This window comes from Paenibacillus sp. Soil724D2 (genome assembly GCF_001427935.1).
Taxonomy (GTDB): Bacteria; Bacillota; Bacilli; order Paenibacillales; family NBRC-103111; genus Paenibacillus_E.
Genome location: NZ_LMRY01000059.1, coordinates 51,309 through 67,611, shown reverse-complemented (window position 1 = coordinate 67,611; position 16,303 = coordinate 51,309). Strand labels below are relative to the sequence as shown.

The 16,303-nt window shown below is 43.8% G+C and carries 13 protein-coding genes and 1 pseudogene; 9 read left to right on the top strand and 5 right to left on the bottom strand.

Annotated features, from left to right (window positions below):
- Positions 1 to 158 precede the first annotated feature (158 nt).
- Entirely contained in the window at positions 159 to 1,208 is a 1,050-nt protein-coding gene (locus ASG85_RS33845) for a zinc-binding alcohol dehydrogenase family protein (RefSeq protein WP_060649165.1), read from the bottom strand.
- A 128-nt stretch (positions 1,209 to 1,336) separates the two neighbouring features.
- Between ASG85_RS33845 and ASG85_RS33840 the strand changes: the two genes are divergently transcribed.
- The 9 genes from ASG85_RS33840 (at position 1,337) to ASG85_RS33800 (ending at position 13,761) form a co-directional block, all read left to right on the top strand.
- On the top strand, positions 1,337 to 1,714 hold the full coding sequence (locus tag ASG85_RS33840) for a winged helix-turn-helix transcriptional regulator (RefSeq protein WP_060649164.1): 378 nt from the start codon (positions 1,337 to 1,339) through the stop codon (positions 1,712 to 1,714).
- A gap of 149 nt (positions 1,715 to 1,863) precedes the next feature.
- Positions 1,864 to 2,889: a LacI family DNA-binding transcriptional regulator gene (locus ASG85_RS33835; RefSeq protein WP_060649163.1), complete on the top strand. Its 1,026-nt coding sequence runs from the start codon at positions 1,864 to 1,866 to the stop codon at positions 2,887 to 2,889.
- Between the two features lie 170 nt (positions 2,890 to 3,059).
- Positions 3,060 to 4,850 (top strand): glycoside hydrolase family 36 protein, encoded by a 1,791-nt coding sequence (locus ASG85_RS33830; protein ID WP_057302024.1) that lies wholly within the window; start codon positions 3,060 to 3,062, stop codon positions 4,848 to 4,850.
- A 26-nt stretch (positions 4,851 to 4,876) separates the two neighbouring features.
- Positions 4,877 to 5,914, top strand: coding sequence for a LacI family DNA-binding transcriptional regulator (locus tag ASG85_RS33825; protein ID WP_060649162.1), 1,038 nt, complete (start codon positions 4,877 to 4,879; stop codon positions 5,912 to 5,914).
- 337 nt (positions 5,915 to 6,251) lie between these two features.
- On the top strand, positions 6,252 to 7,931 hold the full coding sequence (locus tag ASG85_RS33820; protein WP_060649161.1) for a hypothetical protein: 1,680 nt from the start codon (positions 6,252 to 6,254) through the stop codon (positions 7,929 to 7,931).
- Between the two features lie 84 nt (positions 7,932 to 8,015).
- Positions 8,016 to 8,993 carry an ABC transporter permease gene (locus tag ASG85_RS33815; RefSeq protein WP_235549156.1) on the top strand — a complete coding sequence of 326 codons (978 nt, stop codon included), beginning with the start codon at positions 8,016 to 8,018 and terminating at the stop codon, positions 8,991 to 8,993.
- Between the two features lie 12 nt (positions 8,994 to 9,005).
- A complete protein-coding gene (locus ASG85_RS33810) occupies positions 9,006 to 9,902 on the top strand; it encodes a carbohydrate ABC transporter permease (RefSeq protein WP_060649160.1) in 897 nt (298 codons plus the stop codon).
- Between the two features lie 85 nt (positions 9,903 to 9,987).
- The gene (locus ASG85_RS33805) at positions 9,988 to 11,286 is read left to right on the top strand and encodes an alpha-glucosidase/alpha-galactosidase (RefSeq protein ID WP_060649159.1); all 1,299 of its coding nucleotides are present in this window, start codon (positions 9,988 to 9,990) and stop codon (positions 11,284 to 11,286) included.
- A 219-nt stretch (positions 11,287 to 11,505) separates the two neighbouring features.
- The gene (locus ASG85_RS33800) at positions 11,506 to 13,761 is read left to right on the top strand and encodes a hypothetical protein (protein ID WP_156397036.1); all 2,256 of its coding nucleotides are present in this window, start codon (positions 11,506 to 11,508) and stop codon (positions 13,759 to 13,761) included.
- A gap of 220 nt (positions 13,762 to 13,981) precedes the next feature.
- Here ASG85_RS33800 and ASG85_RS33795 read toward each other — a convergent pair.
- The 4 genes and pseudogenes from ASG85_RS33795 to ASG85_RS33780 all read right to left on the bottom strand — a co-directional run.
- Positions 13,982 to 14,236: pseudogene (locus ASG85_RS33795) on the bottom strand (DUF4183 domain-containing protein); the annotation flags it as partial.
- Positions 14,237 to 14,352: 116 nt separating this feature from the next.
- Positions 14,353 to 15,561 (bottom strand): NAD(P)/FAD-dependent oxidoreductase, encoded by a 1,209-nt coding sequence (locus tag ASG85_RS33790; protein ID WP_060649157.1) that lies wholly within the window; start codon positions 15,559 to 15,561, stop codon positions 14,353 to 14,355.
- Positions 15,558 to 15,899, bottom strand: a complete 342-nt coding sequence (locus tag ASG85_RS33785) for a (2Fe-2S)-binding protein (RefSeq protein WP_057302017.1) — start codon at positions 15,897 to 15,899, stop codon at positions 15,558 to 15,560. Before ASG85_RS33785 ends, ASG85_RS33790 begins: the two co-directional genes overlap by 4 nt.
- Positions 15,896 to 16,168 (bottom strand): (2Fe-2S)-binding protein, encoded by a 273-nt coding sequence (locus tag ASG85_RS33780; RefSeq protein WP_060649156.1) that lies wholly within the window; start codon positions 16,166 to 16,168, stop codon positions 15,896 to 15,898. Before ASG85_RS33780 ends, ASG85_RS33785 begins: the two co-directional genes overlap by 4 nt.
- Positions 16,169 to 16,303: the final 135 nt, after the last annotated feature.

Here is a 16,303-nt window from a genome sequence, read left to right as displayed (position 1 = left end):
TAATTTGTAAATAGGTTACGCTAAAACAAACAACGAGAGCACTAAAACAACAGGCTGCCGGAATCATCGGCAGCCTGTTGTTTTAATGGGCAGTTACAGGAATAGCCTGCTTTGATATTTGAAATTTCCAATAATGTACGTTTATCTTTGAAGCTGTGTTAGAAGTTTTCTAACACAATTTTTCCTATCGATCTACCTGTTTCCATTTTTTCATGTACGGCACGTAGGTTTTTTGCATTAATTGGTTCTAGGCGCTCAGTTAAGGTGGTTGTTAACTTACCTTTATCGATTAAGTCAGCCAGTTCATTCAGCAGCTCGTGTTGTTTGATGATATCTTTGGTATGGAACATGGATCGGGTAAACATAAGCTCCCATACAAATGTGACACTTTTAGAAAAAAGCAGGTCCATATCCAAGCTTCCCGTCCAAGTAGTCTTATCTGCAGGTACGATTGAACATATCTTACCTTGGGGGGTTATGACCTCTGCCATATTCGCAAAATGTTGCACCGTGTCATTTAAACAAAGTATATAATCGACAGTCTCAAATCCAATATTCTTGAGTTGCAGTGCAAAATGGCTATTGTGGTTGATAGTAAAATCTGCCCCTTGATTTTTGGTCCACTGGATTGACTCTGGGCGTGATGCAGTACCTATTACCGTTAGACCTGCTAATTTGGCAAGTTGAGTAGCAATCGACCCTACTCCTCCTGCTGCACCGATAATGAGTATGCTTTTATCTTTGTTTTCTTCTACGCTATGATGGATTCCTAAACGATCAAATAAACCCTCCCAGGCAGTTATCGAGGTAAGGGGTAAAGCGGCTGCTTGTGCAAAATCCAAACTCTTAGGTTTGTTTCCCACAATTTGTTCATTTACCAAGTGAAATTCACTATTACCCCCTGGGCGAGCCACGCTCCCCGCATAATAGATCTCATCTCCAGGTTTAAATAACTGACATTCAGGTCCAACCTGTTCCACAATCCCAGCTACATCCCAACCAAGAATTTTAGGCGATTCTTCTTCATAGTTATTTTTCTCACGCACGCCCAAGTCGGCAGGGTTGACAGAGATGGCTTTTACTTCAACCAGTAGATCGCGTCCTGTAGGAACCGGTTTTTCAATATACAGATCAACAAGGCTCTCCGGAGCGGATATAGGGAGATATCGGTAAGCGCCGACTGCTTTCATTTTTTGGTGATTAGTCATATTTTTCTTCTTCCTTTCAAGTTGGTATATCGTACGTTTGAATTATATGGTGTATACTTACTTTTAGGAAGTAGGCATAATTTTATTATATAGTACTAAAAATCATACCATTGGAGGGAGACAGCGTAATGGGAGATCGAAGAAACAAATACGGTGCTAGTCCAAACATGGCAGGATGTCCTGTGGAGACAACTCTGGATGTCATTGGGGGTAAATGGAAAGGGATCATACTCTATCATCTCATTGACGGAACGAAAAGATTTAATGAATTTCGACGTCTCAATCCGGGTATTACGCAGTTTATGCTTACATTGCAGTTACGGGAGCTTGAACGTGATGGCATCATTCATAGAGAAGTTTATAAAGAAGTACCGCCTAGAGTGGAATACTCACTTACTGATTTTGGAAAGACGTTAGTACCGATCATAATATCTATGAAAGAATGGGGGGAGATTTATAAAATTAGACTTAACGAAATTAGAACGCAACAAGGGGAAGATGCTTGAATGTTCAAAAGGGGAAAGGTTTTCTTATAACTTTTCATGCTGAAACCCACAGTTTTTTTTGGAATGTCAAATTATTGCCAATGCTGCCATTAGTCTGTAGAATGTTTAGTAAATATCTGTTTATTTAAATGGCGAAAGAATGTGATAGCATGGTAACGATCAAGGATATAGCCAATAAAGCGCAAGTTTCAAGTGCTACTGTTTCACGCGTTCTAAATAACGACATGACTTTGCAAGTTGCAGAGGAAACTAGGCAGCGAATTATTGAAGTTGCTAAGCAACTGGACTATAAAAAAACGAAATCACGTGCAAATAAGAACCATGAGGTAGAAGCTGAAAAAAAACAAATCATCGGATTAGTTATCTGGGGCTCGGAACAGTTGGAGTCCTCAGATCCGTATTTCATGTTTATTCGTCAAGGAATCGGAAAAGAGTGTGCAAAGCAAGGTATTACCGTTGACAAGGTGATGTTCATGGATGACTTCGATATGAATATCGCAGAGGAACTGGATGGCTTAATCGTCATCGGCAAAGTGCATATCGATTTGCTGAGACGATCGACTCAGATACCGCATATTGTTTCGATCGATTATGTGTTAGATGACGAATACGACTCCGTTATGTTCGACCTGCGCAAAGCGACTAGACATGCTATGGATCACCTTTTTCAGCTTGGTCACGAAAGAATCGGCTACATTGGCGGAATCAGTTATATTCGCACGCTAGTAGGCAAAGTGTATAACATTGATGTACGTCAAAAAGAATACGAAGCGATCATGCGGGAAAAAGGATGGTTCGAACCCGCCCACCTGTTTGTGGACGACTGGCGCACAGAGCAGGGCTACCTTTTGATGAAGCAAGCCTTAGAATTGGATGATCGGCCAACTGCTTTTTTGATCGGCAGTGACCCAATGGCTATAGCCGCGCTCAAAGCATTGCAGGAATCTGACATTAAAGTACCGGACGAGATTGCCATCGTAAGCTTCGATGACATTCCCTTAGCTTCGTTCGTTTCCCCTCCTCTTACAACCGTAAGAGTGCTTACGGAAGATATGGGGGTTACGGCTGTGAAGCTGTTGGTTGACCGTTTCAACGGCCGTGATGTTCCTCTCCATGTGACCATACCAACAAAACTTATCATTCGTGAGAGTTGCGGGACAAAAATAGAATCGTAAAAATAGGAAGAAGCCATCTACTCAGATCTGTATAGATTTGAGGGATGGCTTTTTTTAATTTAGTGAAATTTACTGAATGATGAATAAAAACGATTGAGAAAGTATCATTTAAATGCTAAAATCAAGTAAACATTTAGTAAATATATATATTTTGTGATGGAGGAACCAACATGAAAGAGGAAGCTTTGAACAATTGCACGTTACAGGTAGGTCCTTACCATTTTCAATTATCGGGCTGCAACGAGCAGTTTCGCGGCTCGATGACTCGGGCGAACGTTCAGGAGGGTGTAGAACTTATTCACATCAGGTTGGAAGGTGAGAACCCGCAACAACCGCCTACGATTGAGTTAATTTGGCATCATCCGGGCCTAGATATTCAGGGCAGTTGGTACCCTAGCGCCTATCGTTCCAAGAGACTTCGTGTGGATTGGGAAGAAGGAGTCGTTTCCAAATCAACGTATTCTGCGCCAGTCTTTAGTTTATATAACATACAGGGAAGCAACCGACTCACGTTCGCTTTTTCTGATGCGCTCAATTCCGTAGCCTTGTCAGCAGGTGTCAATGAGGAGACGGCAACTTTCCGCTGCGGGGTCAAGTTGTTTTTTGAACCTAGTGCACCCATGTCTGTTTACGAAGCGACTTTGCGCTTGGACACGAGAGAGATAGCGTATTATGAATGCCTGGATGATGTTCAAAAGTGGTGGGTTTCCCTTCCCGGATATACGCCTGCACTTGTACCTGAATCAGCTAAACTTCCCATGTATTCAACGTGGTACAGCTTCCATCAGCAACTTACTTCGAAAGGGATCGAGCAAGAATGTAAGCTAGCCAAACAATTAGGCTGTGAAGCCGTCATTGTCGACGATGGCTGGCAAACGTCTGATAACACGCGCGGCTACGCTTATTGCGGAGACTGGGAAGTATGTGAAGAGAAAATTCCCGATATGAAAGCTCATGTTGAAGGTGTACATCAAATGGGTTTGAAATATTTGTTATGGTATTCGGTTCCTTTTGTTGGATTCAGGAGTAAGAATTGGGATCGTTTTAAAGACAAATTGCTAAAGACGATTGACAGCTTGCAAACAGGCGTGCTGGATCCGCGGTATCCTGATGTACGGGAATTCATTATTAACTTGTATGAAACAGCGTTGGTGGAGTGGGATCTTGATGGATTTAAGCTTGATTTTGTAGATAGCTTCGTTGGAACTGAAGAGACGATTTATAAGGAAGATAGCTCGATGGATTACATCTCAATTCCTGAGGCTGTAGACTGCTTAATGAGCAATATCATCGATAGATTAAGACTCATAAAGCCTGATGTCATGATCGAATTCCGTCAAAATTACATCGGCCCTTTAATGAGAAAATACGGAAACATGTTTAGGGCAACGGATTGTCCGAATGATGCGATCGAAAATAGAATCAGAACGCTAGATGTCCGGTTAATTAGCGGAGATACGGTTGTTCATTCCGATATGGTAATGTGGCATCCGCAAGAACCGGTTGAAAGCTCTGCGCTGCAGATCGTAAACACGCTATTTTCCGTTCCGCAAATTTCAGTTCTGCTGGACCGCCTACCGGAAGAGCATCTTCAAATGGTGCGTTATTGGTTATCTTTTTGGAGGGAGCATCGCGATGTATTGTTAGACGGCCATTTGAAACCGCAGCATCCAGACTTTCTCTATCCATTAGTCATCGCGGATAACGGGCATAAAAGGATTGTTTGCGCCTATGGCGATGTAACTGTCAAACCAGGACGCAATCATCCCGAGCATGTTCTATTCGTGAACGGAACGTTGAATTCGCGGATTTATGTGGAGATGGAAGAGGATTGGGGCGCCAAATGGGTGGAGGTTCGAGATTGTAAGGGGCAATTGATTACTAAGGAACGTTTGGAACTGAAAGCTGGCATTCATCGATTGGATATTCCCCCTTGCGGCGTGGCATCGGTATACGAATAGCTTCGAAAATGTATGGAGAGTATGTGATGATGATAGCCACGATTAAAGATATTGCCAAAATCGCTCAAGTTTCTTCGGCTACGGTTTCGAGGGTGTTAAACAACGATACGACGTTCAATGTGCCCGACGAGACAAAGCATCGAATTATGGAGACGGCAGGTAAGTTGAACTATCGCAGAAATGAGCGAAAGCAGAAAACGGAACCAAGTGACATGCAGCAGCTAAAGTTTGGTTTACTGATCTGGTGTTCCGAGCAGATGGAATATTCGGATCCCTTCTACTTGTCTATCCGGCAGGGCATCGAGAAGGAGTGCGTAAAGTACGGGATTAACATTAGCAGAGTGTTCCGATTTATGGATGAATCTAGAACGAACATCGATGTCGATCAGTTGGATGGATTATTCCTTATTGGAAAGGTGCATATCGATATCATCAACCAATCGACACGTACGCCAAACATCGTTTCTATCGATTATGTGCTTAGTGATGAATTTGATTCCGTGATGTTCGATTTGCCCAAAGCGACCAGGCAAGCTTTGGATCATTTGCTTCAACTAGGTCATCGAAAGATTGGTTATATTGGCGGAATCAGCTATATCCGAACATCAGAAGGGAAAATGTTCAATAAGGATGCTCGGCAAAAAGAGTTTGAAGTCATTTTGAAAGAAATGGACTTATTCAATCCTAATTATGTGTTTGTCGGTGACTGGCGCGCTGAAGTTGGTTATGAACTAATGAAACAAGCGCTGGAAGCGGAAGATGTGCCTACCGCCTTCGTGATTGGCAGCGATCCTATGGCGATTGCTGCGCTTAAGGCAGTGAGCGAATCTGATTATAAAGTGCCTGACGATATAGCAATTGTTAGTATTGACGACATTCATCTAGCTTCGTTTGTGACTCCTCCAATAACGAGTATCAAAGTGTTTATGGAAGAAATGGGGGAGACAGCGGTTAAGTTGATGGTCGACCGCCTGAGAGGTCGAGAACTGCCGCTGCATGTAACCATTCCAACGAAGCTTATGGTGAGAAAGAGCTGTGGTGCGCATACCGCGGACGCAAAATAGAACGAATAAGGTGTGGTAAAGCGAATAGGTGAATCTGTCGCTTTACCATTTTTCATTACATTAATTTTTGATCAACACATATATTTAGTAAATATAATCATTAATTAGGGTTTTAATTAAAATATTTTAGTAAAAACTATTGTGTTTTTAGAAAATAATTAGTAAAATAAAAAAGTGGAGTGATTCACTAATCAAATTTGCAAAGACAACTTGCTTATAACAGAATGTATGGTCAATGGTCACAGAATTGGAATGCTGAGATGCAGGAGGAAATCTTAAAGGACGGTTTTGAAAGCGCAATCATTTAAACTAATTTAAATGAAAGAAGGGGTCGGATTTGAAAAAGACATTGCGAGTTATGTTGTCTGCGGCACTAACGATGAGTGTTGTTGCTGGATGCTCCACACAGAAGGTTGACAACAAAGCAACAGAAACACCAAAAGCTACGACTGAAACAAAAGCGGAAACAGCAAAAGCCGCAACGAACGAGTTTGGCTGGGAAGTGCCTAGTAAGCCAATTGAGTTTAGTTACTACTATGCAGATGCGATCAACCCTGACAAGACCAAAAAGAATAGCGATTTGATGCATAAATTCTTATTGGAGAAATTTAACGTCAACATGAATAAAATTACTTTTGATGCTAAGAAAGAAGATAAGTTGAATTTGATGCTTGCTTCAGGCGATTATCCAGAAGTGATTGCCAATATGGACGAGGCGACGGTAGCCAAGTGGGTCGCACAAGGTAAAGTGCTTGAACTTGGTCCAACTATCGACAAGTTAGCGCCGAACGTCAAGACGCAATTGGGTGATCTGTATAAAACATACTTAACGAACGGCAAATTGTATGCCCTTCCAGGTTATTGGGGATCACTGCCAATCCCGGATTTCTCAGCACATATTCGTTATGACTATTGGAAAGAACTTGGAACTCCGAAGTTTGAAACGCCAGATCAATACTATGATGTACTGAAGAAAATTCAGGAGAAGCATCCGAAGAATGATAAAGGTGAAAAGACGTACGCGCTCTCTGGTTTTGCACCGGTTACGGAGAAGATCGTTCCGACACTGGCTGGCATGTGGGGACTGAAAGACGGGAATAAAATCAGCGCTGACGGAAAGATTACGCATTGGATTAACACGCCTGAAGGTCTTGAGCTTACGCTTTTCATGAACAAGATTTATCGCGATGGCTTGCTCGATCCAGATACATTTATTAACAAGTACGAGAATATGAAAGCTAAAATGTCAACGGATCGTGTTATGGGCTTCATTGGCGCATGGTGGATTGGTTGGAACGCAGGACACGAAGTGTGGCAGAAGAGCGATCCTAACTGGAATGAAGAGAAGCGTTTTATGCAAGTGAGCGCAAAAGCTGCGACTGCTGATAAAGCCTACTTGTCAGGGAAGAATTCGCGAAGTACAGGTATGACGGTGATAACGAATAAAGCCAAAAACCCGGAAGAAATTGTGAAATGGTTAAACTACTCTGTGACAGATACCGGTACAAGATTAATCGGTTGGGGAGTTCCGAATACTGACAAATCCGTATGGAACTTCAAAGACGGGAAAGCCAGTTTTGTTGAATCACAGAAACAAGCGATTATCGATTCCAAATTTGATTACGATGCTGGTGATCTACTCGGCATGGATATGTATAATCTGGTTACTAGCCAAGGCATTACAAAGGATGACGGTAAAAGCGCATATTGGTTTGATCAAAACTTCAACGATAATGCGAAATGGAAAAAGATGATGAACGACAATTTGAAAGATACGATTTATGACAATACCGTTGGGGATATCAAAATTCCTGCCAATGACCCGCTGGCAATAACCGATAAGCAAGTGAAAGATTTGCTTGAGTCGCAGTGGGCTAAAGCGGTTATGAGCAAGACGGAAGAAGAGAGCCGTAGTAATTACGCAGCCCTGAAAGAAAAGCTGAATGCAGCAGGCTTGGATAAGATCGAGAAATATAAAACCGATGAATACCAAAGAAGATTAAAAGAGTGGAAATAACAATAACGAAAGGAAGGGTCACTCCTTCCTTTCCTTTGTCCGAATTGTCTCAGTGAATCAAAACAGTCGGATATGGAGGTACTTATGGAGAGCACTGTGCATGAGCTTAATGACTATGGAACAAGTTCTATGGCGAAAAAGAAAACAAAGTTTCAATTGTTTAAGAGAAGATTTGTTAGAGAGCGTCAAATATGGTTGCTTTGCATCCCCATTCTCATCTTTATTGCTATCATGCAGTATTTACCTATGTTAGGCGTAATTACAGCCTTCATGAATTACATTCCCGGAACTTCTGTTTTCAAGAGTGAGTGGGTTGGCTTACTGCATTTCAAAACGTTCTTTGCTTCGCCGGATTTCCCCATGCTTATGCGGAATACGCTGGCTATCGGTGGGCTGAATATTTTGTTTGGATTCCCGGCGCCGATTATTTTGGCATTACTGCTAAATGAAGTTCGCAGTAAGCCTTTTCGTAAATTTATCCAATCTACTTCTTACTTGCCCTATTTTCTTTCATGGGTAGTCATTGCCAGTATTACTTTTACCCTATTTGGTAATGAAGGGATTTTCAACGAATTTTTGCTGCGTTTCGGATTCAGTGATCAACCTATATCCTTCCTGGGTGACGGTGGGAAATATTACTGGGGGATTATCACGGGACTCGGCGTGTGGAAAAATGTTGGATGGAACTCCATCATTTACTTGTCGGCAATTACTAGTGTTGACCCTGAGCAGTACGATGCGGGAAAAGTGGATGGCCTCGGCAGATTCAAAAGCATGTGGCACATTACGCTGCCTGCTATTCGCCCCACGATTGTCGTATTGTGGATTCTGAGCTTGGGTAGTATTTTTACGGCAGGTCTGGAAGCCCCTCTCTTGATCGGAAATTCTCAAACTAGAGACTATTCGGAAGTCATAGATACGTATGTGTTCACATATGGACTTCAACTCGGGAACTATTCATTTGCAACCGCCATTGAATTAATCAAATCAATCATTGCGATTAGTTTAGTATTCGGGGCCAATCGCTTTACGAAAAAAGTGATGGATACGTCACTCTACTAGGAGGAAGCCTACATGGTCACTACATTCTCAAAACAATCGCTAGGCGGCAAAATATTCGATGTCTTAAATGTAATCATTCTGCTCATCTTTGGATTGCTTGTGGTGTATCCCTTTTTAAACTTGCTTGCACTCTCTTTCAATGATGGAACCGATGCATTGAAAGGCGGCATCTATTTATGGCCACGCAAATTATCATTCAGCGCCTATCAGTTTCTGTTTCAGGATCAGAGACTACTTTCCAGTTTATCGATTTCCATTATGCGGGTAGTTATCGGCACGCTTACCTGTGTGCTGTCAACTGGACTCTTGGCTTATATCGTTACGATCAAGCATTTCTCCGGAAGAAAGATGATGAAAGTCATCTTCATAATAACGATCTATTTCAGCGGCGGTTTAATTCCAACTTATCTGGTTTTTCTTGGCCTCGGATTGACGGATTCGTTCAATGTTTACTGGATTCCGGCCATGTTTAATGCGACTTGGATGCTGTATATGGCTTCTTATATGGAAAGTATACCTGACTCCTTATTTGAATCGGCTAGAATTGATGGTGCAAGCGAGCTTGGCATATTTGTCCGTATTGCGGTCCCGGTTTCGATACCTGTATTTGCATCAATTGCCATTTTCAGTTCGGTAAGCCACTGGAATTATTGGCTGGATACGGTAATCTACAATTCAAACGGGAATTGGGATACGCTGCCTATTTACTTGAAAAGACTGCTTCTAGAAGTAGAAGCGTTCGAAGAGTTAAGAAATCCGCTAGCACTTAGCGAAAAGTTGAGAAATTTATCGCCAACGACACTGCGTGCCGCATTAACGATGATTGTTACATTACCGATCTTTTTTGTCTACCCGATCATGCAAAAATATTTTGTCGGCGGGCTTACGCTTGGCGCAGTCAAAGGCTAGTTGTGTTTGTTAAAAAAATGAGAGACTTTATTCTCCGAATAAAGGTCCCTATATAAAAGATCCCTATATATTGGAGGAACCATACATGTCAAAAATTACTTTCTTAGGTGCGGGAAGCACCATTTTCGCAAAAAATGTTTTAGGGGACTGCATGCTCACACCAGCGCTTCAAGGATTTGAACTGGCGCTGTTTGACATCGATGCGGAGCGATTGAAGGATTCCGAAAATATGCTTAATAACTTGAAACAGACAATGGGGAGCACGTGTGTCGTTAAAGCATATTCCGATCGTAAGGAAGCCTTACGCGGAGCCGCTTATGTTGTCAATGCCATTCAGGTGGGTGGATACGATCCGTGTACCATTACCGATTTTGAAATCCCAAAGAAATACGGTTTACGGCAAACGATCGCGGATACGATCGGAATTGGAGGGATTTTCCGCAACTTGCGTACGATTCCGGTCATGCTGGATTTTGCTAAAGACATACAGGAAGTGTGTCCGGATGCGTTGTTCCTGAATTACACGAATCCGATGGCTGTGTTGACCAATGTTATGAACACCTATGGCGGAGTCAAGACGGTTGGCTTGTGTCACAGCGTTCAAGTATGTGTGCCGCATATATTTGAGCATTTAGGCATGGATCACACTGGAGTGCAGTGGAAAATTGCGGGCATCAATCATATGGCATGGCTTCTTGAAGTGAAGAAGGATGGCGTCGATTTATATCCTGAAATCAAACAACGTGCGCGTGAGAAACAAAAAGAGAAGCATGATGATATGGTTCGTTTTGAAATGATGCTTCGTTTCGGATATTACATTACGGAATCATCCGAGCACAATGCTGAATACCATCCATATTTCATTAAGCGGCAATATCCTGAACTTGTAGACAGATTTAATATTCCTCTTGACGAGTATCCTCGCCGCTGTGTAAACCAAATCGAGCGTTGGAAAACAATGCGGGAAGAGCTTGTCAGCAATAAAAACTTGACTCATAAGAGAACGCTTGAATATGCGTCTTATATCTTTGAAGCAATGGAAACGAACATTCCGTTTAAAATTGGCGGAAACGTCATGAACACAGGTTTGATTACGAACCTGCCGAAGGAAGCTTGCGTAGAGGTGCCGTGCCTAGTTGACTCAAGTGGCGTGACTCCGACCTATGTGGGGGATTTGCCTCCTCAATGCGCTGCACTTAATAGAACGAATATCAATACGCAATTGCTTACAATTGAGGCTGCTATGACTGGGAAGAAAGAACATATCTACCATGCTGCATTACTGGATCCGCACACAGCTGCTGAACTGTCTATCGACGATACCGTTGCGCTATGCGACGAACTCATCGAAGCACATGGAAGTTGGCTTCCCTCGTTCAAGTAATAAGAAAGGGGGGATTCCCCCTCTTTTTTAGTTAATGTGAGCATTGCTGGTAAAAATCAGCTGAAGCTGTACAAATAGTAGGACAACTGCATAAATAATCACTATGAACAGGGGGAGGTACGCGTGCCCCCTATTTTTTCGCAATCACGCACCACTAGTCTTTACTGTGGATAAGTAAGCAAAACGTTTGTTTCAGTTGTTGGGCTTAAGGGGAAATATGTGAGATTTGAAGTAACTCCCGTAGATTTGTTTGGTAAGGAGGGGCAAGCAGCCATGGGCAATCCGATAGGACCACTAGCTGAGAATTTGATCAGAAACTCGAATTTTGATGCTGTGAAACAACATTGGCTTTATGACGGTGCATTTACATACAAGACTGGCGATAATGTTATTGCCTACTTGGATCCTGGGGCGGCTACGTACTTGTCCCAAACCGTAACAGTGCCTGCCACAGGGTATTATAAATTACAGGCCTTATTCAACATGGCTGATGAAAACGGTGCTAAGTTCGGCATCAGGTTCCCTGAGGGCAGTGATATCAAAAGCGGCGACGTACCTAAGAACAGCGTACCTGTGACACAGACGCTTAATGGCATATTACTGGAAAAAGGTGCTCTTGTTGAAGTGTATTTCACAGGCATTAACGCTAACGATAAATGGGTTGAAATTGACGACTCTTATTTGTTGTATGACTCCGGGAATACGAATCCTCTGCCTGAACTTGCCAATATCGTCTCCTTCACGGTACCGATTCAGATCGGCGTTTCGAGGGTAGATGGAGCAGCTAAGAAGGTTTCGTTTACAGTGCCTTATGGAACGAATGTGAAAATGATTGCCCAGCAAATCGCCGTTTCAGAAGGTGCTTCCGTTACGCCAGCAACAGGCAGAATGCAGGATTTTACCAATCCAGTTACCTATTCGGTCATAGGGAAGAACGGCAAGACACAGCTGTGGACAGTGGAGTGTGCAGTAGCTGACAAAGAAATCACGATCGATTCCTCCAATGCGAAAATAAAAGATGCTTTCAATTGGGCGAAGCCCAAAGCAAAGTCTTATGTAAGAACGGGTAAACAAGGCCTAATTAATAGGGATGAAACCTTTAGAAACTCACCTGAAATCAAGAATTACATGCCATCCTACTGGGCGGGGTATGCACACCGATACGCCTTCTATTCCAGAGATATGGCTCATCAAATGGCGGGCGCCCATCTACTAGGACTGGATCGAGAAAATTTCTCCATGTTGAAGGCATTTGCCGGAACGGCGAACGAAACGCATAAATGGTACCCTGCATGGGCGCTCAATTTCGATGGCTCGATTTTTAAATTGGACTATCGCAACGCGAATAGTTTTGTCAGAGAAGTTCCCGCTGTGTTCGAGCTTGTTGAGAAAGCCTACAGCATGTATTTATGGACCAGCGACAAGAACTATTTGACCGATGAAACACTTTGGACCTACTACGATAAAGCAATGACGGATTTTATTGCGCTGCACGACGGGCAAATAAAGAACGGAGTCGCTGAAGGAACTGGAAAAGGCATTTTCGATGGCGCAGCTTCTTATGATGAACGTGGCGGCGAGGCTGTTGTGGAAGCGGGGGATGGCATCGCATCCCAGTATCAAGCGCTGCTTGCTTATGCCAACTTGTCCAAAGAAAAAGGCGACATGAAAAAGTACCAGGAGTTTAAAGAAAAGGCAAGAGCGTTTAAAAAATACTTTAACTCGGACTGGGGAGTCAAAGGAATTAAGTCCGGTTATGTGCGAGGCTATGAAGCAGGGGGCAAAGCTTACAGCAGCTTTGGAAAAGAAGCGAGCTGGTTCATGCCGATGAAGCAAATTACCGAAGCCGGCGAGCGGACAGATCAATTCCTTGGTCTGATCGACAGCATGAGTGAGACGCCTGGACAGGCGCCGGTAAATATCGAAGCATTCACGTACTTGCCGGATACCTTTTTCCCTTATGGAAAAAATGAACTCGGTTGGAAGTGGATGAAGTATATCATTGACAGGTTGAACGAACCGCATGAGGTAAGCAGCCAAGGAACAAATGGTGATTATCCGGAAGTCTCATTTACGTTAATTAGCCAAACCGTTGAAGGATTGATGGGAATGGCTCCGAATGCGCCGCAAAATAAGTTGTCTACCTTATCCCGTCTGCCGCAAGACATTCAGTGGTTGGAACTCAACCGTATTGCTTTGGGAGATCACGATGTCTACTTGAGACACGACGGTACGACGAAGAGTACTTTAAGAAACAACTCCGGTACAAAAGGGATCAACTGGGAAGCACAGTTTGCGGGTTCATACCGTTATATTCAAGTGAATGGGTCAGCTATAAAGGCAGAAACCAAAACAGTTAACGGTGTTACTATTAGCTACACAGAAGTCAAAGTACCAGTAGGGCATAGTGTAACTGCAGTACCTTCAAATAAAAAGGGCGGACACCATGAAAATGACGATCAAAATGATCAGTAAACTCGCGGTGAGTGTGTAAACGGCAAATTTTGAGCATAGAAAGCTGCTGATATTTAGTTTATCAGCAGCTTTTTGGTATACATGAATAGCATGGCGAAGTGTCTAAGAAATTAGACATAAAGGCAAGTCAGGTGTCTAAAATGTTGGAATACATGAGATCGTTACGTCCACGTCCCGGACTCGCCTTCTCACCTAGCGAGGAGCAAAACATGTCATTGAGAGTAGCAGGATCCATTACTTCACCATTAGGAATTGTGATCGCAGTAGTAGTAGTAATAGATGAAGTATCAGCTTCTTGAAGCATACTGTTTATATAAAGATTGTAATACGTTGGAACTGGAAATGCTGTAGCAGCTGCACCAGCATCATTAGTAAATGCTGTTGCAAGAATACCATATCCAATACCTACACCTGCTCCAGCTCCTGCTGTGGAAGTAAATCGTCTAGCAGCTATAAAGGGTTTTATTATTGGCATTGTTTTCACCTCGCTTCTCTCAACTAGATTATGCTAGTGATAGAAATAGGGAAGGGCCAAACAATAGAGTGCATTTGATCATTTTAAGGAATCATTTAGTTTTCAAAGAAAACTGTTTACAATGCCCTGATTGGAACATCATACATCGTTTCAATATGCCGTCGTCCTTCCGCGACCTGGGGGTGAAATTGAATCAGTGTTTGTTCACGCACCGTCCAAACATGCTCTACAGCACGCTGCAGCTCTTCATCGGTTCCGCTAACCCCATGAAAAGCCGCGATCGAAATACCTGCAACCGTACCTTGGGCGGCTGCTACCTTGGCGCTCTCAATGCCAGTAATATTCCCCGCTACGAACAAGCCAGTAAGCGGTGTTTGCATCTGGGCGTTGTGGAGCGGGACATGCCCGCCTAATTCGGGTACGAAGCGGAAGGGACATCCGGCTACAGCTGCCAGTTCAGCTAGCGGATAAAGGCTGCCTGCCATGCAGGCGAAATCGATGGGGACGCTTCGCGTGGAATGGGCCGCGATTTCTCCGTCTGGTGTTAGATCAGCCAACTGCACGCTCTCGACTTTTTCTTCCCCTTCAATAGCGAGGGCTGCTTTGCGCAGTTGGATGGGGATCCCCCAAATTTTGAAACCGTTCTTTGGGTAAAGTCGAAGTCCCCATGCTTGCAGCGGGGAATAACGCATCAAGCCGCTGCCAAGTCGAAGAATAGGAGACGGTGCAAGGTGCCCTAGGCGCAGCATCGACTGCATCACTTTTTGGGGATCTCCCGCATCTGTATTTATGATGTTTTTGGCGGGAAGCACCATAGCGGCAATATCGATGCCAGCTAGTTGCAGTTCGCGTGCAATGGCAATGGACAGCACGTTGATTCCCACAATGATCCCGCGCATGCCCACACGGACCCTATGCACATTCGTCATTACCTGAGCTGCTCCAATGGACATAACACCAGGAAGTGTCCACCCTGGAATAGGGGCAGCGGTCTCCGCCGCACCTGTAGCGAGCAGAAGAGCAGGCACTTCCTGCACGCCACTTGACGTATAAACGATCCAACCGTCTGCCGATTGTTTAATATCGTAAACAGAAACGCCGAGTTGGATAACCACGCCAAGAGACACGGCTTTATTCTGAAGTTTGGCTGACTCTTCAATTCCATTCCACCATGTCCCGTTAGGTTCTTGATGCAACTGTCCCAGCAGTCTGCCGCCTGGTTTCATGAATTCGTCGACAACCGTTACTTTTAACCCGCGCTCTGAACAGGAGATAGCGGCTGACAAACCGGCTGGACCGGCTCCGACTATGAGAACGTCTGTCATGGAAGATGAGCTCCTTTCTTCAACGGGGAGGGAAGTGTCCTGCCTGTGCGGATGTCCATTCCGTTCTTTAGTGGTGTGAGGCATGCCCTTTGTCCGTCTATCCCGTCGACCGTAACGCGGCATTCGAAGCAGTGTCCGATGTTGCAATAAAAGCCGCGCGGTGTACCGGTATCTTCGTGGTAACGAAGCGTACGGATACCATGTGCGAGCAGCGCTGCGGCGATCGTCTCACCGTCAAAAGCTTCGTATTCCTGATCATCCAAACGAAAAGAAATGCCTATTCGTTCGCTACTCCATTCACCTAAAATGGGGTGGTTCATAATTCGTCCGTAATTCATGGTTGTTCTCCTCCTAAGTTGCAAAAAGAAACAGGTCGGACAGGAGGCTGATGTTTTAGCGGAATTTCATTTGAATTTAGTGTATCCGATAGTTCCTGTACGATCTTATCGACAAATAAACGGCAGGTGCGTCCACCGCAATAACCCATGCCTGCTCGGGTGCGCAGTTTCAATTCACGTGAAGAACATGGATACTGTTTGGCGGTTTCAAGCAAATGAGCAAGACTTACTTCCTCGCATCGGCAAATAATAACGGATGTCATGTTCATATGGTTCCTTCCTTTTCGGGTTGGTGCGATTCCTTCTTACACGTTTCTAGCAATAATCGCGCCAATCTGTTTGAAAAAATGTATAACTGGAAATATTGGCACGGTTTTTGCTAATCTAAGGACGACTGATACGAA

What these genes read in the sequence shown, in the direction of transcription:
- ASG85_RS33845 (WP_060649165.1), bottom strand. Translation starts at nt 1,208, where the DNA reads ATGACTAATCACCAAAAAATGAAAGCAGTCGGCGCTTACCGATATCTC.
- ASG85_RS33840 (WP_060649164.1), top strand. Translation starts at nt 1,337, where the DNA reads ATGGGAGATCGAAGAAACAAATACGGTGCTAGTCCAAACATGGCAGGA.
- ASG85_RS33835 (WP_060649163.1), top strand. Translation starts at nt 1,864, where the DNA reads ATGGTAACGATCAAGGATATAGCCAATAAAGCGCAAGTTTCAAGTGCT.
- ASG85_RS33830 (WP_057302024.1), top strand. Translation starts at nt 3,060, where the DNA reads ATGAAAGAGGAAGCTTTGAACAATTGCACGTTACAGGTAGGTCCTTAC.
- ASG85_RS33825 (WP_060649162.1), top strand. Translation starts at nt 4,877, where the DNA reads ATGATGATAGCCACGATTAAAGATATTGCCAAAATCGCTCAAGTTTCT.
- ASG85_RS33815 (WP_235549156.1), top strand. Translation starts at nt 8,016, where the DNA reads ATGGAGAGCACTGTGCATGAGCTTAATGACTATGGAACAAGTTCTATG.
- ASG85_RS33810 (WP_060649160.1), top strand. Translation starts at nt 9,006, where the DNA reads ATGGTCACTACATTCTCAAAACAATCGCTAGGCGGCAAAATATTCGAT.
- ASG85_RS33805 (WP_060649159.1), top strand. Translation starts at nt 9,988, where the DNA reads ATGTCAAAAATTACTTTCTTAGGTGCGGGAAGCACCATTTTCGCAAAA.
- ASG85_RS33790 (WP_060649157.1), bottom strand. Translation starts at nt 15,561, where the DNA reads ATGACAGACGTTCTCATAGTCGGAGCCGGTCCAGCCGGTTTGTCAGCC.
- ASG85_RS33785 (WP_057302017.1), bottom strand. Translation starts at nt 15,899, where the DNA reads ATGAATTACGGACGAATTATGAACCACCCCATTTTAGGTGAATGGAGT.
- ASG85_RS33780 (WP_060649156.1), bottom strand. Translation starts at nt 16,168, where the DNA reads ATGAACATGACATCCGTTATTATTTGCCGATGCGAGGAAGTAAGTCTT.